The organism is Pseudomonas nunensis (assembly GCF_024296925.1).
GTDB classification, from domain to species: domain Bacteria; phylum Pseudomonadota; class Gammaproteobacteria; order Pseudomonadales; family Pseudomonadaceae; genus Aquipseudomonas; species Aquipseudomonas nunensis.
In genome coordinates this window covers 6,461,505-6,484,931 of the sequence record NZ_CP101125.1, presented here as the reverse complement: position 1 = coordinate 6,484,931, position 23,427 = coordinate 6,461,505, and the positions used below count along the sequence as shown (strand labels likewise).

The 23,427-nt window shown below is 59.4% G+C and carries 22 protein-coding genes and 1 pseudogene; 8 read left to right on the top strand and 15 right to left on the bottom strand.

The genetic code is table 11. From position 1 onward, the window contains the following. Positions 1-280: 280 nt before the first annotated feature. From sutA to glnK, 4 genes are all read right to left on the bottom strand, one after another. Positions 281-604, bottom strand: a complete 324-nt coding sequence (sutA, locus tag NK667_RS28530) for a transcriptional regulator SutA (RefSeq protein WP_054617023.1) — start codon at positions 602-604, stop codon at positions 281-283. A 102-nt stretch (positions 605-706) separates the two neighbouring features. Beyond that, complete coding sequence (locus NK667_RS28525; protein WP_054048516.1) at positions 707-1,132, bottom strand: secondary thiamine-phosphate synthase enzyme YjbQ; 426 nt, start codon at positions 1,130-1,132, stop codon at positions 707-709. A gap of 213 nt (positions 1,133-1,345) precedes the next feature. Beyond that, positions 1,346-2,683: an ammonium transporter gene (locus NK667_RS28520; protein ID WP_054048514.1), complete on the bottom strand. Its 1,338-nt coding sequence runs from the start codon at positions 2,681-2,683 to the stop codon at positions 1,346-1,348. Between the two features lie 35 nt (positions 2,684-2,718). Beyond that, positions 2,719-3,057 carry a P-II family nitrogen regulator gene (gene glnK / locus NK667_RS28515; protein ID WP_002555808.1) on the bottom strand — a complete coding sequence of 113 codons (339 nt, stop codon included), beginning with the start codon at positions 3,055-3,057 and terminating at the stop codon, positions 2,719-2,721. A 415-nt stretch (positions 3,058-3,472) separates the two neighbouring features. Here glnK and NK667_RS28510 point away from each other — a divergent pair, with 415 nt between their 5' ends. Next, positions 3,473-3,733, top strand: coding sequence for an accessory factor UbiK family protein (locus tag NK667_RS28510; protein ID WP_054048512.1), 261 nt, complete (start codon positions 3,473-3,475; stop codon positions 3,731-3,733). A gap of 443 nt (positions 3,734-4,176) precedes the next feature. Then, positions 4,177-4,704 carry a BRO-N domain-containing protein gene (locus NK667_RS28505; RefSeq protein ID WP_054617024.1) on the top strand — a complete coding sequence of 176 codons (528 nt, stop codon included), beginning with the start codon at positions 4,177-4,179 and terminating at the stop codon, positions 4,702-4,704. A gap of 53 nt (positions 4,705-4,757) precedes the next feature. Here NK667_RS28505 and NK667_RS28500 read toward each other — a convergent pair whose 3' ends face one another. Together NK667_RS28500 and NK667_RS28495 are read right to left on the bottom strand one after the other, a co-directional pair. Continuing rightward, positions 4,758-5,063 (bottom strand): HigA family addiction module antitoxin, encoded by a 306-nt coding sequence (locus NK667_RS28500; protein WP_054617025.1) that lies wholly within the window; start codon positions 5,061-5,063, stop codon positions 4,758-4,760. Between the two features lie 8 nt (positions 5,064-5,071). Continuing rightward, positions 5,072-5,350: a type II toxin-antitoxin system RelE/ParE family toxin gene (locus NK667_RS28495; RefSeq protein ID WP_054617026.1), complete on the bottom strand. Its 279-nt coding sequence runs from the start codon at positions 5,348-5,350 to the stop codon at positions 5,072-5,074. Between the two features lie 249 nt (positions 5,351-5,599). On the opposite strand from NK667_RS28495, the gene NK667_RS28490 reads away from it, so the two are divergent. The 3 genes from NK667_RS28490 (at position 5,600) to NK667_RS28480 (ending at position 7,992) form a co-directional block, all read left to right on the top strand. After that, the gene (locus tag NK667_RS28490) at positions 5,600-5,770 is read left to right on the top strand and encodes a hypothetical protein (protein ID WP_177331480.1); all 171 of its coding nucleotides are present in this window, start codon (positions 5,600-5,602) and stop codon (positions 5,768-5,770) included. Between the two features lie 375 nt (positions 5,771-6,145). Next, positions 6,146-7,639: a YifB family Mg chelatase-like AAA ATPase gene (locus NK667_RS28485; protein ID WP_054617028.1), complete on the top strand. Its 1,494-nt coding sequence runs from the start codon at positions 6,146-6,148 to the stop codon at positions 7,637-7,639. Positions 7,640-7,689: 50 nt separating this feature from the next. Further along, a complete protein-coding gene (locus tag NK667_RS28480; RefSeq protein ID WP_054048502.1) occupies positions 7,690-7,992 on the top strand; it encodes a hypothetical protein in 303 nt (100 codons plus the stop codon). A 52-nt stretch (positions 7,993-8,044) separates the two neighbouring features. Here NK667_RS28480 and NK667_RS28475 read toward each other — a convergent pair whose 3' ends face one another. The 4 genes and pseudogenes from NK667_RS28475 to NK667_RS28465 all read right to left on the bottom strand — a co-directional run bounded on the left by NK667_RS28475 (position 8,045) and on the right by NK667_RS28465 (position 12,595). After that, positions 8,045-9,259: an aldose 1-epimerase family protein gene (locus tag NK667_RS28475; protein WP_054617029.1), complete on the bottom strand. Its 1,215-nt coding sequence runs from the start codon at positions 9,257-9,259 to the stop codon at positions 8,045-8,047. A 264-nt stretch (positions 9,260-9,523) separates the two neighbouring features. Continuing rightward, positions 9,524-10,246 (bottom strand): methyl-accepting chemotaxis protein, encoded by a 723-nt coding sequence (locus NK667_RS32960; RefSeq protein WP_430624340.1) that lies wholly within the window; start codon positions 10,244-10,246, stop codon positions 9,524-9,526. Positions 10,247-10,426: 180 nt separating this feature from the next. Next, positions 10,427-11,500 (bottom strand): annotated as a pseudogene (locus NK667_RS32955) (Cache 3/Cache 2 fusion domain-containing protein); the annotation flags it as partial. A gap of 174 nt (positions 11,501-11,674) precedes the next feature. Next, positions 11,675-12,595, bottom strand: a complete 921-nt coding sequence (locus NK667_RS28465; RefSeq protein ID WP_054617030.1) for a LysR substrate-binding domain-containing protein — start codon at positions 12,593-12,595, stop codon at positions 11,675-11,677. Between the two features lie 158 nt (positions 12,596-12,753). On the opposite strand from NK667_RS28465, the gene NK667_RS28460 reads away from it, so the two are divergent. Next, complete coding sequence (locus NK667_RS28460) at positions 12,754-14,148, top strand: NorM family multidrug efflux MATE transporter (RefSeq protein ID WP_054617228.1); 1,395 nt, start codon at positions 12,754-12,756, stop codon at positions 14,146-14,148. Between the two features lie 149 nt (positions 14,149-14,297). On the opposite strand, the gene NK667_RS28455 is transcribed toward NK667_RS28460, so the two are convergent. Further along, on the bottom strand, positions 14,298-15,971 hold the full coding sequence (locus NK667_RS28455) for a putative bifunctional diguanylate cyclase/phosphodiesterase (RefSeq protein ID WP_054617031.1): 1,674 nt from the start codon (positions 15,969-15,971) through the stop codon (positions 14,298-14,300). A gap of 263 nt (positions 15,972-16,234) precedes the next feature. Between NK667_RS28455 and rep the strand changes: the two genes are divergently transcribed. Beyond that, positions 16,235-18,244 carry a DNA helicase Rep gene (rep, locus tag NK667_RS28450; RefSeq protein ID WP_054048492.1) on the top strand — a complete coding sequence of 670 codons (2,010 nt, stop codon included), beginning with the start codon at positions 16,235-16,237 and terminating at the stop codon, positions 18,242-18,244. A gap of 56 nt (positions 18,245-18,300) precedes the next feature. After that, on the top strand, positions 18,301-18,873 hold the full coding sequence (locus NK667_RS28445) for a xanthine phosphoribosyltransferase (protein ID WP_008439415.1): 573 nt from the start codon (positions 18,301-18,303) through the stop codon (positions 18,871-18,873). Between the two features lie 128 nt (positions 18,874-19,001). Here the strand turns inward: NK667_RS28445 and NK667_RS28440 are convergent, their stop codons facing one another. From NK667_RS28440 to alr, 4 genes are all read right to left on the bottom strand, one after another. Next, the gene (locus NK667_RS28440; protein WP_054617032.1) at positions 19,002-20,924 is read right to left on the bottom strand and encodes an acetyl-CoA hydrolase/transferase C-terminal domain-containing protein; all 1,923 of its coding nucleotides are present in this window, start codon (positions 20,922-20,924) and stop codon (positions 19,002-19,004) included. A 135-nt stretch (positions 20,925-21,059) separates the two neighbouring features. Then, positions 21,060-21,473: a c-type cytochrome gene (locus tag NK667_RS28435; RefSeq protein WP_305728988.1), complete on the bottom strand. Its 414-nt coding sequence runs from the start codon at positions 21,471-21,473 to the stop codon at positions 21,060-21,062. A gap of 181 nt (positions 21,474-21,654) precedes the next feature. Continuing rightward, a complete protein-coding gene (locus tag NK667_RS28430) occupies positions 21,655-22,203 on the bottom strand; it encodes a cupin domain-containing protein (protein ID WP_047226150.1) in 549 nt (182 codons plus the stop codon). Positions 22,204-22,331: 128 nt separating this feature from the next. Continuing rightward, a complete protein-coding gene (gene alr / locus NK667_RS28425; RefSeq protein WP_054617033.1) occupies positions 22,332-23,408 on the bottom strand; it encodes an alanine racemase in 1,077 nt (358 codons plus the stop codon). Positions 23,409-23,427 lie beyond the last annotated feature (19 nt).

Genomic DNA, 23,427 nt, shown 5'->3' with positions numbered 1-23,427 from the left:
AGCCACCACATATGCTGAATGTTGTGGCCTCTTCGCGGGCAAGCCTCGCTCCTACAGGGGGACCTGTTTCGAACACAGATTTTGTGAACGCCAACAATCAAATGTGGGAGCGGGCTTGCTCGCGAAGAGGCCGTATCCGTCAACATTGATATCGACTGACACACCTCTTTCGCGAGCAAGCCCGCTCCCACAGGGGTTGTGTTGTGCAGGCGACTTTTATTACGCCCATGAAAAAGCCCGCAGCGACGGCGGGCTTTTTCAGCAAGCCAGTAACAGGCGCTTAGATAGGCCGGCTGCCGTACTTGTTGTCAGGCTTCTTGGGCGGATCGGCGACCACATTAGCCTCCACTTCCTGCACCTTGCCACCTTTGGCCAGGAACTCTTCCATGGCCTTGGCCAGGGCGTCGCGCTCCTTGTTTTTGGCTTCGACGCTTGGCAGCTCATCGACTGACACAGCAGCCTTGGCCTTGCCTTTAGCGGTCGGAACCGGCGTTTCACCGCCGTCGTCGTCAGCAACGTCTTCCGCTGCTGCTTCCAGGCCCTCTTCGGCCTCGTCTTCGTCGCCTACTTCGAGGTCGTCGTTTTCCAGATCATCGTCGCTCATGTTCTACCTCATGACTTGCGAAAAGCAGATTAGTTATAGCCCAGCTTCGCCATCTGTCGAAGGCCGCCGGAAAAAAATCAACAGCCGCTGGCAACCAGCGACTTATGCCCCTTCACCGTGCACGGTGGCGAGGACTTTACGGGCACCGCCAAAATCACGGTGCTCGCCCAGATAAACGCCTTGCCAGGTCCCTAACGCCAGTCGGCCTGCCGAAATCGGCAAACTGAGCTGACAGCCAAGCACGCTGGCCTTGAAGTGCGCCGGGAGGTCGTCCAGGCCTTCGTCGTTATGCTCATAGTCATCTGTTCCTTGTGGGATCAGACGATTGAAAAATCGTTCGAAGTCGCGACGTACCGCCGGATCGGCGTTCTCGTTGATGGTCAACGACGCCGAGGTATGCTGCAGCCACAAATGCAACAGACCGACCCGGCACGCCTTGAGTTCAGGCAGACCAGCGAGTAACTCGTCCGTTACCAGATGAAAGCCCCGGGGCCTTGCCCGCAGGGTAATCAGAGTCTGTTGCCACATACAGTTCTCCGCACGTTCGGGGCGCATTCTAGCGCGCTCTGGGAAAAAACAAAGGCCCTAATATTCCTGCATTGCTGTAAGTTTTTCGCCTCAGAAAAACGCTCGCCGTAAACACGACAAAAGCCGTAGGAAAAAACCTTTCAGCTACCGCTTAAATGACAAAACCCGGACAAAAAAATGCCCGGCGAGCCGGGCAAGTTTTTTCTGCGCGTCTTACAAGTTGTAGCCGCGTTCGTTGTGTTGTGCCAGATCGAGGCCAACCGCTTCTTCTTCCTCGGTCACACGCAGACCCATGACGGCGTCCAGAACCTTGAGGATGATGAAGGTGACGATCGCGGTGTAGATCACCGTGAAGCCCACGCCTTTGGTTTGAATCCAGACTTGTGCGGCGATGTCGGTGACGGTGCCGAAGCCACCCAGGGACGGTGCTGCGAACACACCGGTCAGGATCGCGCCGAGGATACCGCCGATACCGTGTACGCCGAAGGCGTCCAGGGAATCGTCATAACCGAGTTTGCGTTTCAGGGTGGTGGCGCAGAAGAAGCACACCACGCCAGCCGCCAGGCCGATAACCAGCGCGCCCATCGGGCCCACGGTGCCAGCAGCCGGGGTAATTGCCACCAGACCGGCGACCACACCAGACGCGATACCCAGTGCACTTGGTTTGCCGTGAGTGATCCACTCGGCGAACATCCAGCCCAGTGCAGCGGCGGCGGTTGCAATCTGGGTGACCAGCATCGCCATACCGGCAGTGCCGTTGGCCGCAGCGGCGGAACCGGCGTTGAAGCCGAACCAGCCGACCCACAGCATGGCCGCGCCCATCAGGGTATAACCGAGGTTATGCGGTGCCATCGGGGTGGTCGGGAAGCCTTTGCGTTTGCCCAGTACCAGGCAGCAGATCAAGCCAGCCACACCGGCGTTGATGTGCACCACGGTGCCGCCCGCGAAGTCCAGCACGCCCCAGTCCCACAACAGGCCGCCGTTACCGGACCAGACCATGTGCGCAATCGGTGCGTAAACCAGGGTGAACCAGATGCCCATGAACACCAGCATCGCGGAGAACTTCATGCGCTCGGCGAAGGCACCGACGATCAGCGCCGGGGTGATGATGGCGAAGGTCATCTGGAAGGTCACGAACACCGCTTCAGGAAACAGCGCGGCCGGACCGGTCAGGCTGGCTGGCGTGATGCCGGCGAGGAACGCCTTGCCCATGCCGCCGAAGAACGAGTTGAAGTTGATGACGCCCTGTTCCATGCCCGTGGTGTCGAACGCAATGCTGTAGCCATAAATGACCCACAGGATGCTGATCAGACCGGTAATGGCGAAGCACTGCATCATCACGGAAAGAATGTTTTTGGAGCGAACCATGCCGCCGTAGAACAGCGCGAGGCCGGGAATGGTCATGAACAGCACGAGGGCTGTCGAGGTCAGCATCCAGGCGGTATCGCCGGAATTGAGGACTGGGGCCGCCACTTCGTCTGCCGCCATAGCCAGGCTGGGCATTACGAGGGACAACAGGGCTCCTAGCCCTGCGAATTTACGCAGAGTCATATTGTTTTCTCCTGGGGCGTTGGGTTTGTGGCGGCTTAGATTGCGTCGGTATCGGTTTCGCCGGTACGGATGCGAATCGCCTGTTCCAGATTGACCACGAAGATCTTGCCGTCACCGATCTTGCCGGTGTTGGCTGCCTTGGTTATCGCCTCGATAACCCGGTCAAGATCCTTGTCGTCGATGGCGACATCAATCTTCACCTTGGGCAGAAAATCGACCACGTACTCCGCGCCGCGATACAGCTCGGTGTGACCCTTCTGCCGACCGAAGCCTTTGACCTCAGTAACGGTAATGCCCTGCACGCCGATCTCGGACAACGACTCGCGTACATCGTCCAGTTTGAACGGCTTGATGATGGCAGTGACTAGCTTCATGAAAACTCTCTCCCGAATTGGTGGACTTGCCCCAGGAAAACAAACCCGTCTCAAGTCTAAGCGCAGTGCCTGGCTTTGTAACGCATCGTCGGCCTAACCTGCCCGTCCGACGCCAGCTAACCACTCCGTGCGAAACTTCCCCGTTCCGCGTGGCGCACTGCATTCGTCACAGCGACTGCATCAGTGCATGGGTCACTAGCGACTAAGCAGAAAGCTTGCCATCTCGCCAAAACCCACTGAATTCAATCCTTTGGCCGCTGCTGCAAGCCACTTCCCACATCTGCCGATGACATTACGCACAACAACAGTGCGCGGCCGTCCGTCCGCCTGCGCGAAAAGCGTGCATCCGTGCCTGCGGATTTGACTATAGACACTGCGTGATACACTGCCCGCCATTGTTTCCAGGACCTTTCCCATGCTCGCGCCCAAAGACTTCCTCGACGCCCTGAGCGGCACCGCCTCCCGCCTCTTCAGCGGCGAAACCCCGCTGCCGAAAAGCGAAATCGAAAGCCAGTTCAAGGCTTTGCTGCAAAGCGGCTTCAGCAAGCTGGATCTGGTGAGCCGGGAAGAGTTTGATAGCCAGATGGTCGTGCTCGCACGCACTCGGGCACGGCTGGAAAGCCTTGAGGCGAAGGTCGCGGAGCTGGAAGCAAAGCTCAATCCGCCGACCGAGTAACCCTGCTAAAAATGCGATCCCCTGTAGGAGCAAGGCTTGCCCGCGAATGAGTCGCCTCGGTCACCCAGCCCTCCCACACTGTAAAGACCACCTCCTGTAGGAGCTGCCGAAGGCTGCGATCTTTTGATCCTCAGCCCTGCAAACATCTCGGCAACGTCCTACAAAGATCACCACCGCCGTCCGATAGCGCCGTGAAGTCCAGGCTCCTAAGCTCACCTTCTGCTGAATGTTCAGCACTGGGTTTGGCGACCTGGAAGCTTAAGGCGTACGACGACCATCGACGGCGGGTTCACCTCCGCCACATCGAATCATGGCGGCTGTGCGTGGGAGACCTTCGGGTCTGCCGGGTTCCTTTTGCTCCGGTTCGCCAACCCGCGTACAGCTGCCACCCAATTGTTTGGCGACGATTGACGGCAGCCTCTTTAGCAAAAGGAGCTGTATCAATGAATAGCGATGACACATATCTAATTCCACACATCTTCACCCGCCACAAACTCTACCTCCACGCCCTCCTCCTCGAGAACCAACCCTGGTTCAGCGCCCGTGACCTGGGCCGACTCCTGCGCCTGTTCCTCGACGAGCGCGCCGTCCGCAAACTCGACCCCGACCAACATCAAACTGCGCAGATGCTCATCCACGGCAGCGTGGAAAACACCCTGCTCATCAGCGAATCCGGCGTCTACGCCCTATTGGTCTACCACTACTGCCCCGAATACCGAGGCCTGCGCGAATGGCTGACCCACGACGTGGTGCCAGCCCTCAGAGACGCCCAGCAACCGACCTCGACCGAACGCCCGATATTGAGCCTGCTGAACTGGCCAGAGATGTCGTTGAGCTTGCTGCACTGGAATAACCAGCCGTGGATTCGGTTACAGGATGTGCCGCATATGCTGTTGGAGGGTGAACAGCCAAGGCGTGCGGTGAATGCGCCTTGGTGGAAGCGTGCATCGCGAATGCTCCAGGCATTCTGAACGACACAAAAAACCCCACGTTTGCAGCGTGGGGTTCGTTCTAGAGCAGAGAATCAGGCGCAGTGCGCAAGACGCTCAACCTGATCCCGAATCGCAGCTCCTCGTTCAATTTCGGCTTTGCGTAAATCGTAAGTCGATTGCAGGTTCAGCCAGAACTCGGGAGTCGTGTCCAGGCAGATAGATAATCTGAGAGCCATATCAGCACTGACGCCTCGACGCTGAAGCACGATGTCATTCACCGTCGGTGTCGAAACGCTCAATGCCCTGGCCAAAGCCGCCGCTGTAAGGCTCAGTGGCTCAAGGTATTCCTCTTTGAGGATCTCGCCGGGGTGGACCGGGCGCATACCGTTTTTAGTCATTACTCACCTCAGTGATAATCGACGATTTCGACATTCTCTGGCCCGCTAAGACCCCATACAAAGCAAATTCGCCATTGAGCGTTGATTCGGATGCTGTACTGACCTTTTCGACTCCCCTCCAACGCCTCCAAGCGATTGCCCGGCGGTGATCGAAGGTCCATCAGAACGGCAGCAGCATCAAGCATCGTCAGCTTTCGTTCCACGACATTCAGAAGGGCTGACCACATACGGGTCTTACCGTTGCGAAACAGGTACTCGGTCTCAGAACACTTAAAGCTAACGATCATAATTTAAAGCTTAACGTTATGCATTAAGCTTGAGTGTATAGCCTGAACTCACTTGCGCAAATGCGCCAGGGTGACTCTTTGGCATCCCTTCAAAATTTTAGGAAAAGGACTACCCAGGGCTTTCAAGACGCCTTCAAAACACAGACGTTTCCTACAAAAAGAAGCACCATTTCTCATTGCATCACTACCGCACTCACCTCTTAAGCTGACCGACCTGAAAAACAAACTTCAGATCCAAAAGAGGTCGCTATGAAACCCGGCAATCGAAAAACCAAACTGGTACTCATCGCTGGATTTCATGCTGAGGCGCGCCGTTTAGCCGGTAACGTGTCTGCGAATCAACGGCGCTTTCTTGAAGTAGGCACAGCTCGCGGCAAAGAACTTGAGCCTCCGGGCCTGCTTGCCGGTGTGAGAGCCTGAGCCCCGCTGCGCCGGGCAGAGTCCACGCTTGCCTGGCTGATCAAATTTGAATAGGCTTCCCACCGTGAGTGTGTTCATTGAGGAAGTGCAGGCCTCGGCCTGACCGAAGCCTGCAAACAAAAAACCGCCTCCTCAAGGCGGTTTTTTTTCGCCTCCGATTCAGCTTTCGCCGACATCCTTCATCACTCTAGGCAACGTCCTACAACAACCTCATCCCGCGACTGATTACGTCGGCAATCCCCACGCCCTTAAGCTTTCCCCCACCTGAAAGACACTCGCAACATCCTGCGAAAGTTTGGCACCTGCGCCGCCGCACGACCCGGCTACCCTTCACAAACCGCAGGAAGCGGTTCCCGTGAAGCTCAAGGAACGAACATGTCCCTCTCCATCGTCCATAGCCGCGCCCAGATTGGTGTAGATGCGCCCGCCGTTACCGTCGAAGTCCATCTGGCCAACGGTCTTCCCTCCCTGACCATGGTCGGTTTGCCGGAGGCTGCGGTGAAAGAAAGCAAGGACCGGGTACGCAGCGCGATCATCAATTCCGGCCTGCAATTTCCGGCGCGGCGCATCACGTTGAATCTCGCGCCTGCGGATTTGCCGAAGGACGGCGGGCGGTTCGATCTGGCGATTGCATTGGGGATTTTGTCCGCCAGCGTGCAGGTGCCGACGTTGACCCTGGATGATGTGGAATGCCTTGGCGAACTGGCGTTATCCGGCGCGGTCCGGGCCGTTCGCGGTGTACTCCCCGCAGCGCTGGCAGCACGCAAGGCCGGTCGGATACTGGTGGTGCCGCGAGAGAATGCCGAGGAGGCGTGCCTGGCGTCAGGGTTGAAGGTGATTGCAGTGGATCATTTGCTTCAGGCGGTCGCGCACTTCAACGGACACACACCTATCGAGCCTTACGTATCCAATGGCTTGCTGTACGCCAGCATGCCTTATCCCGATTTGAATGAGGTGCAGGGCCAAATGTCAGCTAAGCGTGCGCTGCTGATTGCGGCAGCAGGCGCACACAATTTGTTGTTCAGCGGACCACCGGGGACAGGGAAAACCCTGCTGGCGAGCCGATTGCCCGGGCTCTTGCCACCGCTGGCCGAGAATGAGGCACTGGAAGTAGCGGCGATTCAATCGGTCTCCAGTTGCGTGCCGCTGAGCCACTGGCCACAACGACCGTTTCGCCAACCCCACCACTCTGCATCCGGTCCGGCATTGGTGGGCGGTGGCTCAAAACCGCAACCCGGAGAAATCACCCTCGCCCACCACGGCGTGCTGTTCCTTGATGAACTACCGGAATTTGATCGAAAGGTCCTGGAAGTTTTGCGAGAGCCGATGGAATCCGGCCACATTGTGATATCCCGCGCCAAGGACCGCGTGCGTTTCCCGGCACGCTTCCAACTGGTCGCCGCGATGAACCCGTGCCCCTGTGGATATCTTGGCGAACCCAGCGGCAAATGCAGTTGTACACCGGACATGGTCCAGCGTTACCGCAACAAACTCTCCGGGCCGCTGCTCGATCGCATCGACCTGCACCTGACCGTCGCCCGGGAAGCCACAGCGTTGAATCCTTTGCCCAAACCCGGCGACGACACAACCACCGCCGCTGCACTGGTTGCCGACGCAAGGGAGCGGCAACACAAACGCCAAGGCTGCGCCAACGCATTCCTTGATCTGCCAGGACTGCGTCGGCACTGCAAGTTATCCACAGCCGATGAAAGCTGGCTCGAATCCGCCTGCGAACGGCTGACGCTGTCATTGCGAGCAGCCCATCGACTGCTGAAAGTTGCCCGTACCTTGGCGGATCTCGAGCAGGTCGACGGGATCACCCGCGAGCATCTGGCAGAGGCGTTGCAATATCGCCCTGCCTCAGCATGAAAACATCAAAGAAAACCTAGAAAAGGTTAACCCAGCCAGAGGGCGCCAATATGCTACCGCCTAGATTTTTCGATTTCATCAAAGCACTCACCGCGAGAACCGAGCGGGGTGAATTTTCCTGGAGTTACGACGACAACAACTCGTTTGTGAAACTCAAGGAGAAGGAATTTTCTCTTTCATTGCGTTACAGCTTCAATGCCGATGAGAAATATGCGGAGTACGTCATCTATTACATAGATGAGATCGGAAATAAGGAACACCGGTTTTATACCAACCAAACCTGGAACGACTTCGATTTCATCCGGCGTTTATTTGATGCGGCCCAAGCATCAGAAATGAGACTTCCCTTTTAGCCTTCTGATGAGCAGTGAACAAAGACTTCCACTGCTCATTTCGTAAGGCTGCTTACTCCTTGGTCAAATCCACCAACGGCGCCTGCCTAACCTCAGTCGCCCGCCCACCCTGAATCTCACTGACCCGCGCCAACGCCTTATCCACAGCCCCTTTATCTGCCAACAAGCTGTAGTGGATCTGGAACTGCTTCTGCTCTTTCACCCCAATCGTCGGCACCAAGCCGAGTGGCCGTTGATACCGGCGGTTGTAGGAAAAACTCGTCCCTGGCTCCAGACCGGTGACATAGCCCTGACCTTGGGTATCGGTGTTTTTCCACAACGAGAACACCGGCAATTGCTGGGTGTTGAAACCGACCGAAACCCCGAGGCTGCCCGCCTTGTTATGCAGCACGGTCAGCGTATCGCCCTTGGCGTCGCCATATGGCACGACGTTGTAAACGGTCTCGTCGTAATCCTTGGTTGGTGCGCGGTAGGTCTGCCAGTCCGGCAAGTCGCCCTTGGCTTTATCGTTGAACGGCGAAACCTGTTTCACCGGTGCAGCAAAACGGGCGCCCTGTTCCAGGAACGGGGTGCTGAAGTTGCTGTGGTACAGCGCTTGGTATTCCTTCGGATAGTCGCCGTTGTTGGTCAGCATATCGTTGAGGGCGAACGCGACGCTGCCGGGTTCGGTGACCAATTCAGTCTGCACCGAGAAGTCGACTTTCTTAAACGCTTGCTCTTTCAGCTCGCCGCGCAGGCTGATGGCGTACGGTGGTTTTTCGTCGATGTGCAGGGTGACTTTGCTGGCCGGGATGTTGGCAGCGCGACCGTGGAGTGTCAGCAGTTCGCCGTTGTCCATGCCCGGATGGCCGACCCATTCGTAACCGCAGCGGGCGACGAGTTCGTTGAAGCCTTCAAGCCAACCCAGGCCACCGCGACCGTTGAGTTCGATGAAGGACGGATTGACCACGTCCTTGACCGGCGAATCCCAACCCATGCGCACATTGCCTACAGACGCTTGTAGGACGTTCATCCCACGGGTCGGCACCACCGAGAGTTTCATCTTGCCGTTATCGATGTCGACGATGCTGACACCCTCCTGCCGACCGCCGTGCAGGGTGCGCAGGGTCACGGAGAAAGGTTGGTCGGTCTTCACGCCCAGTTGTTGGCTGGTGATTTGCCAGTTCTGAGCAGCTTTGTCGGTGTCGAGCAGGACGTAATCCCAAGCCATGGCGTGGGAGGCAGCGGACAGTGCGCTGAGGGCAACGAGGAGTTTGAGCGGAGTCATGGGAGAAGCCTTTCTTGGAGTTGTGTCATTTTTATAGTCTTGCTGAAACGATTCATCAAGCTTAAAAATGGAGATATCGCAAGAATTGCTGCTGTGGGGCTAGGAGTGGGTTGATGCGAAGGAGGGGATTAAAACGAAAATCAGGGTGATCCCTTCGCGAGCAAGCCCGCTCCCACATGAGTTCGGCGGTGAACCCAGATTTTGTGAACACCCGAGATCACATGTGGGAGCGGGCTTGCTCGCGAAGGCTATTTCAGCGGCGCCTCAACGAAACCGGTCAACCTCATGCCGCAGGTCCGCCGCCAGCGATTCCAGTTCTTTGGCGGTGATGGCCAGATTGGAAACAACTTCACGCTGTTCGCTGTTGGCCAGCGCAATGCTTTGCAGGTTGCTGCTGAGCAACGTCGCCGTGCTGCTCTGCTCCTGAGTCGCGGTGGTGATCGCCGCAAATTGCTGGCCCGCCGAACGACTCTGCTCATCGATCCGCGCCAATGCCGAAGCAACGTTGGCATTGCGCGACAAGCCTTCCTGCATCAGCACGTTGCCCTGCTCCATGGTGCTGATGGCGTTGCCGGTTTCCTGCTGGATGCTCTGGATCATCCCGGAGATTTCATCCGTCGCTTCACGGGTACGCGAAGCGAGGTTGCGCACTTCATCGGCCACCACCGCAAAACCGCGGCCCTGCTCGCCGGCACGGGCGGCTTCGATGGCGGCGTTCAGCGCCAGCAAGTTGGTCTGATCGGCAATCGCGGTAATCACCCCGACAATGCCGCCGATTTCCTGGGAGCGCTGGCCGAGGGTGTTGATCACGGTCGCGGTGCTGTTCAACGCGCCGGCGATCTGCTCCAGCGAGGAGGACGCTTCCTGCATCGATGTACGACCGATCTGAGTTTGCTGTGCGTTTTCCTGCGCCATGCGCTGGGTATTGCTCATGTTGTCAGCAATGTTCAGCGAGGTGGCGCTGAATTCTTCTACGGCGCCGGCCATGCTGGTGATTTCGCCGGACTGCTGCTCCATCCCTTCATAAGCACCGCCGGACAGACCGGATAAGGCTTGGGCACGGCTGTTGACCTCGGCAGAAGCCTTGCGAATGTGCTCGACCATGGTCGACAGGGCCTGGCTCATCTGGTTGAAAGCCCGGGCCAACTGACCGATTTCATCATTGCTCGACACGTTCAGGCGCACGCTCAAATCACCGGCGCCCAAGGCTTCGGCCTGACGCACCAGATCGCCCAACGGCGCCAGTTTGCTACGCAGCAACCAGACCGCCGAACCCACTGCGATCAACATCGCCAGCAGACTGCCGATGGCCAGTTGAATGCCGACGCTCCAGGTCACTGCGCTGATTTCCGCTTTCGGCATGCTCGCGACCACCGACCACGGCCCGCCTTCGAAGGGTACGGCCAGGCTGTAGAAGTCTTCCGAGGTGTCGCTCCAGAACTCGCCTTTACCCGGCTTCTTCGCCAACGCAGCAATGGTCGGGACTGCCTTGTCCAGCGCTTGTACGCCAGCAATCGGCACCAGCCATTTGCTTTGCTCATCCAGCAACGCCAAAGAACCGGTCTTGCCGATGCGGAAGCGTTTCAAGTTCTCGAACTGCGCGTTCTGCGCGTCGGTGTAATCGAATCCTACGAACAGCACGGCAATCACCTTGCCGCTGCTATCGCGTACGGGGGTGTACTGGGTCATGTAGGAACGTTCGAACAGCAACGCGCGCCCGACGTAGCTCTGCCCCGCGATCAAGCGCGCATAGGCCGGGTGGGCGTGATCGAGCATGGTGCCGATGGCGCGGCTGCCGTCCTGTTTACTCAGGGACGTGCTGACACGCACAAAGTCTTCGCCGCTGCGCACAAACAACGTGGCCACGCCGGCGGTCATCTGCTTGAACTCGTCGACTTCCTTGAAGTTGTTGTTCAACACTTCGCTGCCCAAGTGCAGGCCCGGGGTCTGCACGCCCGCCACCGTCACCGGCTCGTCCGGGTGCACGCTGATGCCCGCGCTGAAGCGCTTCTCGAACAGACCACTGAGGCGCTGGGTACTTTCCCGCAGCGTGCCGTGGAATGTACTGAGCTGATCCGCCAGCAACCTGGCCTCACTCGCCAGATGCTCTTCGCGGGTGGCGAGGTTGGCGGTGTCCAGCGAGCGCAAGGCGAACACTGTGCTGCCGCTGATGACAATCGCCAGTATCACGGCAAGCGCAAGACCAAGCTGTGAGGCGATCCGGGCACGGGGTTGAGACATGACAGCTCCTGGCCGAGCGACCGGATCCTCCTTGATCCGGCTCGACGCTCAGCAAAATTTCGAATAATGGGACTCACATGAAACCTGCACGAAGGTTCCACCTGCAGATTTTCGGCGGCAAACCTGAATACTTGAGTTATTAACCCGGTTATAGCGCATGGCCACTATATCGTTTCAGCTCAGACGTTCAACATCCGGCAGTTCCATGGCCCGGACTTCCCCTTGCAGGAAATCGCTGAGCCGGCGCATGCGCTCACCGCCGGGACGGGTTTTCGGCCAGACCAGGTAATATTTCTCACCGCTGGCGACGGCAGTCGGCCACGGCAAACTCAGACGACCCTGCGCCACGTCTTCCGCCACCATCAGCAAATCCCCCATCGACACGCCGTAACCTCGGGCGGCCGCGATCATCCCCAGCTCCAGCGTGTCGAAGACCTGCCCGCCCTTGAGCGATATCTGATCAGCCAACCCCATGCGTTCCAGCCAACTGCGCCAGTCGCGGCGATCCGGTGCCGGGTGCAGCAGCTCAGTGCTTGCGAGTCGCGCAACATCCCAGGGCTGGTCGTCCAGCAGGTTGGGGGCGCCCACCGGAATCAACTCTTCCGGAAACAACAAGGTCGTCTCCCAGTCCGGTGGGAAATTTCCGTTGCTGAGGATCACCGCGCAATCAAACGGTTCGTGGTTGAAGTCCACGGTGTCGATGTCCATCCAGGCACTGGTCAGTTGCACCTCGTTGCCCGGTTGCAAGTGGCGAAAGCGGCTGAGTCGCGCCAGCAACCAGCGCATGGTCAGGGTCGACGGGGCTTTCATGCGCAGGATGTCGTCTTCGGCGCGCAGCGTGTTGCAGGCACGTTCCAGGGCCGTAAACCCCTCGCGGATGCCGGGCAGGATCAACCGCGCCGAATCAGTTAGTTGCAGGTTGCGCCCGCTGCGGTGAAACAGCCGACAGGCGAAATGCTCTTCGAGCGTACGAATATGCCGACTGACCGCACTTTGGGTAATCGACAGTTCTTCCGCGGCACGGGTAAAGGAGCTGTGCCGCGCCGCCGCTTCAAATGCGCGCAGGGCATACAACGGAGGAAGCCGACGAGACATGCGCAAAGCTCCTATAGCGGGATGAGGCCAACTTATCAGAAAGTCCGCTGGATGAGTTTTAATCATGCCACCCATCCTTTTTATCCCTTTGTGCAAACCCCGCCAAGCGCCGAGAATCGAGCCTTTCCCGTTCACTCTGATCATGGAGCGTGATGACCATGCAGCATCCAGCACGTACCGAACTCTGGGCCATCCTGCGGCTGGCGGGGCCGTTGATTGCCTCGCAGTTGGCGCACATGTTGATGGTCCTCACCGACACCTTGATGATGGCGCGCCTGAGCCCCGAGGCGCTGGCCGGCGGCGGCCTGGGCGCGGCGACTTACTCGTTTGTGTCAATTTTCTGCATCGGCGTGATTGCGGCGGTCGGCACGTTGGTCGCGATCCGTCAGGGCGCGGGCGATATCGTCGGCGCGGCGCGGCTGACCCAGGCCGGATTGTGGCTGGCCTGGTTGATGGCGCTGGTGGCGGGGTTGCTGTTGTGGAACCTCAAACCGGTGTTGTTGATGTTTGGCCAGACCGAAACCAACGTCCACTCTGCCGGGCTGTTCTTGACGTTCCTGCCGTTCGCCCTGCCCGGCTACCTGAGTTTCATGGCCCTGCGCGGTTTCACCAGTGCGATCGGCCGGGCGACGCCAGTGATGGTGATCAGCCTGGGCGGCACCGTGGCCAACTTCGTCCTCAACTACGCGTTCATCACCGGGATGTTCGGCTTGCCCAAAATGGGCCTGGTGGGGATTGGTCTGGTCACCGCGATTGTCGCCAACCTGATGGCCGTGGCGCTGGCGCTGCACATTCGGCGGCATCCGGCTTATGACGCTTACCCATTGCGCCAGGGCCTGTCGCGGCCAAATCGCCAATACCTGAAAGAACTGTGGCGGCTGGGCCTGCCGATTGGCGGCACCTATGCGGTGGAAGTCGGGTTGTTCGCCTTCGCGGCGCTGTGCATGGGCACCATGGGCAGCACGCAATTGGCGGCGCATCAGATTGCCCTGCAGATCGTTTCGGTGGCGTTCATGGTGCCGGCGGGGCTTTCGTATGCGATCACCATGCGCATCGGCAAGCACTACGGTGCCGGGCAGTTGCTCGATGCACGTCTGTCCGGTCGGGTCGGGATCGCGTTTGGCGGCGCTTCGATGCTGGCGTTCGCCATGGTCTTCTGGTTGCTGCCGAATCAGTTGATCGGCTTGTTCCTGGACCATAACGACCCGGCGTTTCGCCCGGTCATCGACTTGGCTGTAAGCCTGTTGGCGGTGGCCGCATGGTTCGAGCTGTTCGACGGCACGCAAACCATCGCCATGGGCTGCATTCGCGGGCTCAAGGATGCCAAGACCACGTTCCTGGTCGGGCTCGGTTGCTACTGGCTGATCGGCGCGCCGGCCGCGTGGATGATGGCCTTCAACTTGAATTTGGGGCCGACGGGCGTCTGGTGGGGTTTGGCGCTGGGGCTGGCGTGCGCGGCGGTGAGTCTGACGCTGGCGTTTGAGTGGAAGATGAAGCGGGTGATTCGGCGGGAGCCGTCAGGGAAAAGCTTCCAGATTCCTCAGACCGACTGAGATCCCCTGTAGGAGCGAGGCTTGTGTGGCGAGGGAGCTTGCTCCCGCTCGGCTGTGAAGCAGTCGCAAAGATTTTGGGGCCGCTTCGCGACCCAACGGGAGCAAGCTCCCTCGCCACAAAAAGCCCAGTTCCACATTGTGGTTCTGGGTTAGCTCACGACTTCCATGGCAGGCTGTTGGCTGCTGCCAAACGTCAAATATTCAACCAGCCCCGGCAACGGCAACGGCCTGCTGATCAAATATCCCTGCACCTGATCACAGCCAAACCCACGCAACAAATCCAGCTGCTCCGGGGTTTCCACGCCTTCGGCCACCACTTCCAGATTGAGGTTGTGCGCCAGGTTGATCATGGCGTGCACCAGTTTGCGGTTCTCTTCGCGCTCTTCCATGCCGCCGACGAAGCTCTTGTCGACCTTGAGCAAGGTAATCGGCAGGCTGTTGAGGTGCACGAACGATGAGAAGCCGGTGCCGAAATCGTCGAGAGAGAAGCGCACCCCGAGGCGACCGAGGGCGTCCATGGTCTGCTTGACCAGGTCGCTGCGGCGCATCACGGCAGTTTCGGTCAGTTCGAACTCCAGCCATTGCGCTTCGACGCCACGTTCGGCAATCAGACGACTCAGGGTCGAAAGCAACTGGCTGTCCTGAAATTGGCGGAACGACAGGTTGATCGCCATGTGCAACGCCGGCAAACCCCGTTCGCGCAACGCCTGCATGTCGCGCAGGGCCCGGGAAATCACCCAGTAACCCAACGGCACGATCAAGCCGCTTTGCTCGGCCAGCGGCACGAACTCGCTCGGCGGCAGCAAGCCGCGCTCGGCATGGCGCCAACGCACCAGCGCTTCGAGGCCGACGATCTTGCCGTCTTCAAGGTTCAGGCGCGGCTGGTAATGCAGTTCCAGCTCATCACGGCGCAAGGCCCGGCGCAGTTCGCTTTCCAGATCGGCGACGCTGCGGGCATTGCGGTTGATGCGTTCGTTGAAGATGTGAAAGGTGCAGCCCTGGGTGCTTTTGGCCTGCTGCATGGCGATGTGCGCGTGCCACATCAACGGGTCGGCGCCGGCCTGGGCCCGCGCATGGGCAATCCCGAGGCTGGAGCCGATCAACAGGCTTTCGCCATCGACCCAGTAAGGCTCGGACAGCGCTTCGGTAATGCGTTCGGCCATCCATTCGGCGCGTTGCGGCGCGCGGCGGGTGTCGATCAGCAGGGCGAACTCATCGCTGCCGAGGCGCGCCAGTTGATCGCCGGCCTCGAGCTGGCTTTTCAGCCGCGCGACCACTTGCAGGATCAAGCGGTCGCCGGCCTGATGGCCGAGGGCATCGTTGGCGTGCCGGAAGTTGTCGAGGTCGAGGTGACCGAGAGCCAGGCCACGGCCGTCGTGTTCCGCCAGGCGCGCCGCCAGCAGGGTCTGAAAACCCTGGCGGTTGGCGATGCCGGTCAGCGGGTCTTGCTCGGCCAGGCGTTGCAGGGTGTTTTCCAGCACGCCGCGCTCGCGCACATGGCGCAGGCAGCGGCGTAGCATGCCGGGGTCGAGCACATCGCGCACCAACCAGTCACTCACACCGTCGGGCGGGGTCGGCGGCTCATGTTCGAGCAGCAACACCGTCGGCAGGCTGCAACGGCCAGGCGCCGGCTGAAGGGCCGGGATCGTCAACAACACCGCGCTGCGGTTGTCTTCGAACAGACTGCTGACCGACTCCCAGCTCGGCGCGCTGATCAGCACTGCCGAGCTCCCCATTGGAGCCAGACACTCGCGCAACAACGCTGCCCACGCCGGCTCTTCGGCCAGTAGCAGCAAACGCAAGGGTTCGACAGGCGTAGACAAGCTAGCTCCCTAGACTCTGCAATGATGTAGGCGGCGGGCATTATGCCGCGCCGGTAACCAATGACCAAATGACATCGGTTATCAAACACGGCTGTGTATCCGGAATTACGTACATTAGCCGCAAATTCTCCGCGCATCCTGCGTGAAAGTAACAAAACCGGCAATTAGAGATCGCGTGCTGCGTCACAAGTCGGAGAGAGCAGCACAATTCGCTGAGCCTGTTAAAATGCCGGCCCATTTCGCAAATGACTCCCTGATCCTGTATGTCCCGACTCAATCCCCGGCAGCAAGAAGCCGTGAACTACGTCGGCGGCCCTCTATTGGTGCTCGCCGGTGCAGGCTCCGGCAAGACCAGCGTGATCACGCGCAAGATCGCGCACTTGATCCAGAACTGCGGCATCCGTGCCCAGTACATCGTCGCCATGACCTTTACCAACAAGGCCGCGCGCGAGATGAAGGAGCGGGTCGGCACCCTGCTCAAGGGCGGCGAAGGCCGTGGCCTGACGGTGTGCACCTTCCACAACCTGGGCCTGAACATCATCCGCAAGGAACACGTGCGGCTGGGCTACAAACCGGGCTTCTCGATCTTCGACGAGACCGACGTCAAAGCCTTGATGACCGACATCATGCAGAAGGAATACTCGGGCGACGACGGCGTCGACGAGATCAAGAACATGATCGGCTCCTGGAAAAACGACCTGATCCTGCCGCCCGAAGCCCTGGAAAACGCGCGCAATCCCAAGGAACAGACCGCAGCCATCGTCTACACCCACTATCAGCGCACGCTTAAAGCGTTCAACGCGGTGGACTTCGACGACCTGATCCTGCTGCCGGTGAAGCTGTTCCAGGAACACGCCGACATCCTCGAAAAGTGGCAGAACAAAGTCCGCTACCTGCTGGTGGACGAATACCAGGACACCAACGCCAGCCAGTATTTGCTGGTGAAACTGCTGATCGGCACGCGGAACCAGTTCACCGTGGTAGGCGACGATGACCAGTCGATCTACGCCTGGCGCGGCGCCCGGCCGGAAAACCTGATGCTGCTCAAGGACGATTACCCGTCCCTGAAAGTCGTCATGCTCGAACAAAACTACCGCTCCACCAGCCGCATCCTGCGTTGCGCCAACGTGCTGATCTCGAACAATCCCCACGAGTTTGAAAAACAACTGTGGAGCGAGATGGGTCACGGCGATGAAATCCGCGTGATCCGCTGCCGCAACGAAGACGCCGAAGCCGAGCGCGTGGCCGTGGAACTGCTGACCCTGCACTTGCGCACCGACCGGCCGTACAGTGACTTTGCGATCCTGTATCGCGGCAACTACCAGGCCAAGCTGATCGAGCTGAAGCTGCAACACCATCAGATTCCTTACCGACTTTCCGGCGGCAACAGCTTTTTCGGACGTCAGGAAGTGAAAGACCTGATGGCTTACTTCCGCTTGATCGTGAACCCGGACGACGACAACGCCTTCCTGCGGGTGATCAACGTGCCGCGCCGGGAAATCGGCTCGACAACCCTGGAAAAGCTCGGCAACTACGCCACTGAACGCAAAATCTCGATGTACGCCGCCACCGACGAAATCGGCCTGGGCGAGCATCTGGACACGCGCTTCACCGATCGCCTGTCGCGCTTCAAGCGCTTCATGGACAAGGTCCGCGAGCAGTGCGCCGGCGAAGACCCGATCTCGGCCCTGCGCAGCATGGTCATGGACATCGATTACGAGAACTGGCTGCGCACCAACAGCTCCAGCGACAAGGCCGCCGATTACCGCATGGGTAACGTCTGGTTCCTGATCGAGGCGTTGAAAAACACCCTGGAGAAAGACGAAGAAGGCGAGATGACCGTCGAAGACGCCATCGGCAAACTCGTCTTGCGCGACATGCTGGAACGTCAACAGGAAGAGGAAGACGGCGCCGAAGGTGTGCAGATGATGACCTTGCACGCCTCCAAGGGCCTGGAATTCCCCTACGTGTTCATCATGGGCATGGAAGAGGAAATCCTCCCGCACCGTTCCAGCATCGAAGCCGACACCATCGAAGAAGAACGCCGCCTGGCCTACGTCGGGATTACCCGCGCGCGTCAGACTCTGGCGTTCACCTTCGCCGCCAAGCGCAAGCAATACGGCGAGATCATCGACTGCGCGCCCAGCCGCTTCCTCGATGAACTGCCGCCGGACGACTTGGCGTGGGAAGGCAACGACGACACACCCGTTGAAGTCAAAGCCGTTCGCGGCAATACCGCATTGGCGGATATACGCGCGATGTTAAAGCGCTAGAATCGACTACTTTTTAACCAGCCTTAGACGCACAGCCGTCCTTAGAGGAAAGCTTCATGGAAGCACTGCACAAGAAAATTCGCGAAGAAGGCATCGTGCTTTCCGATCAGGTCCTGAAAGTCGACGCCTTTCTGAACCACCAGATCGACCCGGCCCTGATGAAGCTGATCGGCGACGAATTCGCTGCGTTGTTCAAGGATTCGGGCATCACCAAGATCGTCACGATCGAAGCCTCGGGCATCGCCCCGGCGATCATGACCGGCCTGAACCTCGGCGTGCCGGTGATCTTCGCCCGCAAGCAGCAGTCCCTGACCCTGACTGAAAACCTGCTGTCGGCGACCGTTTACTCGTTCACCAAGAAGACCGAAAGCACCGTGGCGATCTCCCCGCGCCACCTGACCAGCAGCGATCGCGTGCTGATCATCGATGACTTTTTGGCCAACGGTAAGGCATCGCAGGCGCTGATCTCGATCATCAAACAGGCCGGCGCGACCGTGGCCGGTTTGGGGATTGTTATCGAGAAGTCGTTCCAGGGCGGGCGTGCGGAACTGGATGCGCAGGGGTATCGGGTTGAATCGTTGGCTCGCGTTCAGTCGCTGGCCGGCGGCGTTGTGACCTTCATCGAATAACCCGCAACACCGCAAAACCAATGTGGGAGCGGGCTTGCTCGCGAAGACGGTGTGTCAGTCACTGTTGATGTCGACTGACACACCGTCTTCGCGAGCAAGCCCGCTCCCACAGTTGATTCTGTTGGCAATTAAATGGCGGTGGCTTTGAGGCCGGCGAGCAACAACCGCTGAAATAAATCCTCCTTCAGCCCTTCCGGATTGGTCAGTTGCATCCGCTCCAGATGTTCCGGGTATTGCGCAGCCTCCGGTGCATCCAGCGCAGCCTTGCCCAGTTCCAGAATCTCGCTCAGCTTGAACTTGCTCTTCAACCAGTTCAGCGCTCGCAACACGTCCCGCTCCACCTCGGTGAAATCACAACCCAACGGATACTCCGGAAACAGGTTCGGGTGCCGCGCCTTGATGTCCTGCAAACGCTGTGGATGGTTGTCGGCAAACCGTGGATCAATGCGGAAACTCTTCGGCAACTTGCCGACCGCCTGAGCCTGTTCGATCAGTCCCGGCTGGAAGCGTGAATCGCTGATGTTCAGCAAAGCCTCGATCACCGCCGCATCGGTCTTGCCCCGCAAGTCGGCGATGCCGTATTCGGTGACCACGATGTCCCGCAAATGCCGTGGAATCGTACAGTGGCCATATTCCCAGACGATGTTCGAACTGACTTCACCGCCCGCCTCGCGCCAGCTACGCAGGATCAGCACCGAACGCGCGCCTTCCAGCGCATGGCCCTGGGCGACGAAGTTGTATTGCCCGCCCACGCCACTGAGCACACGCCCGTCTTCCAGTTGATCCGCCACACCAGCGCCCATCAGAGTCATGGTGAACACGGTGTTGATAAACCGTGCATCGAGGCGCTGCAAACGCTTGAGCTCTTCCTGGCCGTAGAGCTCGTTGATGTAGCTGATGCGGGTCATGTTGAATTCGAGCCGCTTGCTCTGGGGCAACTCGCGCAGGCGCTCATAGAAACTGCGCGGCCCGAGGAAAAACCCGCCGTGCACCGAGATGCCGTCGGTTTGCGCCGCCTCGTCGAGGGTGCCGTCGTTGGCCTGCTGCTGGGTCGGTACGTCCGGGTAGACCTTGCGCCGCACGATCCCGGCATCCGCCAGCACCAGCAACCCGTTGACGAACATTTCGCTGCAACCGTACAGGCCCTTGGCGAACGGTTCGACGCCACCTTCGCGCTCGATCAACTGCGCCCACTGGCTCAGATTCAAGTCCGCCAACAACGCTTTGTAGCCGGCGTTATCCGCCTGGCGCGCCAGCAATGCCGCGGTCAACGCGTCGCCCATGGAGCCGATGCCGATCTGCAACGTGCCGCCATCGCGCACAAGAGTGCTGGCGTGCAGGCCGATGAAATGATCCTGGAAACCCACTGGCATATTCGGCGTGGAAAACAGCGTGGTGTTGTCCTTCGCGTCGATCAGCAGGTCGAACGCGTCCATGCCGACTTCCGCATCGCCGGGCATGTAGGGCAAATCGTTGTGCACTTGGCCGACGACCAGAATGGTCTCCCCTGCTTCGCGGCGCTTGGCGATCATCGGGAACAGGTCGAGGGTGATGTCCGGGTTGCAACTCAGGCTCAGGCGATCCGGGTGATCGGCATGGCTGGCCACCAGTTGCGCAACAAGATTCAAGCCTGCGGCATTGATGTCCCGCGCAGCATGGCTGTAGTTGCTGCTGACGTAATCCTGCTGAGCCTGGGCGCTGTGCAACAGACTGCCGGGCTGCATGAAGAATTGCTGGATGTGGATGTTCGGCGGCAGGTTGTCTTTTTGCAGTTCGGCGAGAAATTCCAGTTCCGGATAATCGCCGAAGACCCGCTCGATGAAGGGTTCGAGGAAGCGCTTTTGCAAACCATCGCCCAAGGACGGACGGCCAAGGCACAGAGCGGTGTAGATCGTCAGCCGCCGCTCGGGCAGTTGCGCGATGCGTTGGAACAGCGCGTTGACGAAGTGGTTGGGTTTGCCCAGGCCCAGGGGCAGGCCCATGTGAATATGCGCCGGCAACCGCGCCAGTACGTCATCGACCGCTTGTTCGATTGAACACAACTGCACCATCTGATCCTCCCGCACGTTCCGTGAATTGGGGTTGGACCGAGCTTGCCGGGTCTTTGCTGCAAAGAATAGTCGCGCAGGCAAATCGCAGGCACAAAAAAGCCGCTCGCAAGCGGCTTTTTCGCTGAAGATGAAGGCTTATTTCAGGCCGGACATCTTCGAGATCGCGCCTTTCAGCTCGTCATCCGAGCAGTCGGCACAGGTGCCTTTTGGCGGCATGGAGTTGATGCCCGAGATCGCTTTGGCGAGCAGGCCGTCAACACCACCTTGTTCTTTGGCACGTTTGCCCCAGTCAGCCGCGTCGCCGATTTTCGGCGAGCCCAGCAGGCCGGTACCGTGGCAAGCGTTGCAATGTTTTGCAATCACTTCATCCGGGGTCTTGGCTCCACCGCCGCCAGCCGAAGCAGCGACTTCCATCCCCTTGCATTCCTGACCCGTTACACAAACCTGGCCGACTGGCTCAAGGCGTTTGGCAATATCGTCGTTCGTCGCAGCTTGTGCGCTCACAGCCCAAAGGGCCAATACAGTTGCTGGTGCAGCCAGCATTTTCATAATTAGGTTCACGCGTTCACCCTCAATGGTGGCTATTCACGCCCGCGGCCACGGTTCGCAGGCGGGCGCAAGTATAACGGCAAGCCCGCCACACTGAAACAACCCCAAAGTCGAAGGGGTCTTGTTGTGCGGTGGAAAACAGCTCGGGCGCCTCGGCGGTACTGGCAGGACGCCTCTTTTCTTAGAAATTCGCCGGCGTGGCTGCGCTGATTAGTCGCGCCGGTGCGTCGAACGGATTCCGGAAACGGTGCGGCTTGGTACTTTCAAAGTAGTAGCTGTCGCCGGCTTCGAGCACAAAAGTTTCTGCGCCGACCACCAACTCCAGTCGCCCTTCGACCAAAATCCCGGTTTCCTCGCCCTCATGGGTGAGCATCTCGTCACCGGTATCGGCGCCCGGCGGGTAGATTTCATTGAGGAATGCGATGGCCCGGCTCGGGTGCGCCCGACCGACCAGTTTCATGGTCACGGCACCATCGGAAATATCGATCAGCTCGTTGGCTTTGTAGACGATCTGAGTCGGTTTTTCCTGCAGGATCTCTTCGGAAAAGAACTCGACCATGGACATGGGAATCCCGCCCAGAACCTTGCGCAGCGAACTGATCGAGGGGCTGACGCTGTTCTTCTCGATCATCGAAATGGTGCTGTTGGTGACGCCCGCGCGCTTGGCGAGTTCACGCTGCGAAAGACCTTTGAGCTTACGGATGGATTGCAGTCGTTCACCGACGTCCAATGCTGGAGCCTCCAGGGATTCAGGTTGTAGGAATATTGAGCGTTATCATGGCGACAGCGTTCAGTATTTACAACACTTTGGCCTGAATCCTGTTCAGCGAGGCGACTTCCGGCACAGGGTGTTCCGGGTCAAGCCCCGGAATAGAGCAGCGGCACCCGGCGCAGGTTGCAGAAGATCTGGTAAGGAATCGTGTCCGCAGCCATGGCCACTTCGCTGGCCAGCACGTTTTTACCCCACAACTCGACGGTCGAACCGAGGCCGGCTTGCGGCACATCGGTCAGGTCAATGCAGAGCATGTCCATCGACACCCGGCCGAGCAATTGGCTGCGCTGACCGGCGACCAACACTGGCGTACCGGTCGGCGCGTGACGCGGGTAGCCGTCGGCATACCCCATCGCCACCACGCCAATGCGCATCGGCTTTTGGGTGATGAACTTCGCACCATAGCCAACAGGCTCGCCGGCCGGCAGTTCGCGCACGCAAATCACTTTGGATTCGAGGGTCATCACCGGTTGCAGTCGCGAGGCCACGGCGTTGGCTTCTTCGAAAGGCGTTGCGCCGTAGAGCATGATGCCCGGACGCACCCAATCGCTCGGGATCTGCGGCCAACCGAGCACCGCTGGCGAGTTGCGCAGGCTGACCTCGGCGGCCAAGCCCTGGCGCGCCGCTTCGAACACCGCCACCTGCTCGGCGCTGGCCTGCTCGTGCAGCTCATCGGCCCGGGCGAAGTGGCTCATCAAGACGATTTTCGCCACTTTGCCGCTGGCCAGCAGCCGTTGATAGGCCGCCTGATAATCCTTCGGATGCAAGCCAACCCGGTGCATACCGGAATCGAGCTTGAGCCAGACCGTGATCGGCTTGCTCAGCGTAGCCTTCTCGATCGCTTCGAGCTGCCACAGCGAATGCACCACGCACCAGAAGTCATGTTCGACGATCAGCGACAGTTCATCGGCTTCGAAAAACCCTTCCAGCAGCAACACCGGCGCCCGAATGCCTGCGGCGCGCAGTTCCAAGGCCTCTTCGATGCAGGCCACTGCAAACCCGTCCGCCTCGGCTTCCAGCGCCTGGGCGCATCGCACCGCACCATGGCCGTAGGCATCGGCCTTGATCACCGCAAGGGCCTTGGCCCCCGCCGTGACTTCACGGGCGACTTGGTAGTTGTGACGCAGGGCTTGAAGGTCAATCAGGGCACGGGCAGGACGCATGGCGGCAGACTTCTAGGCG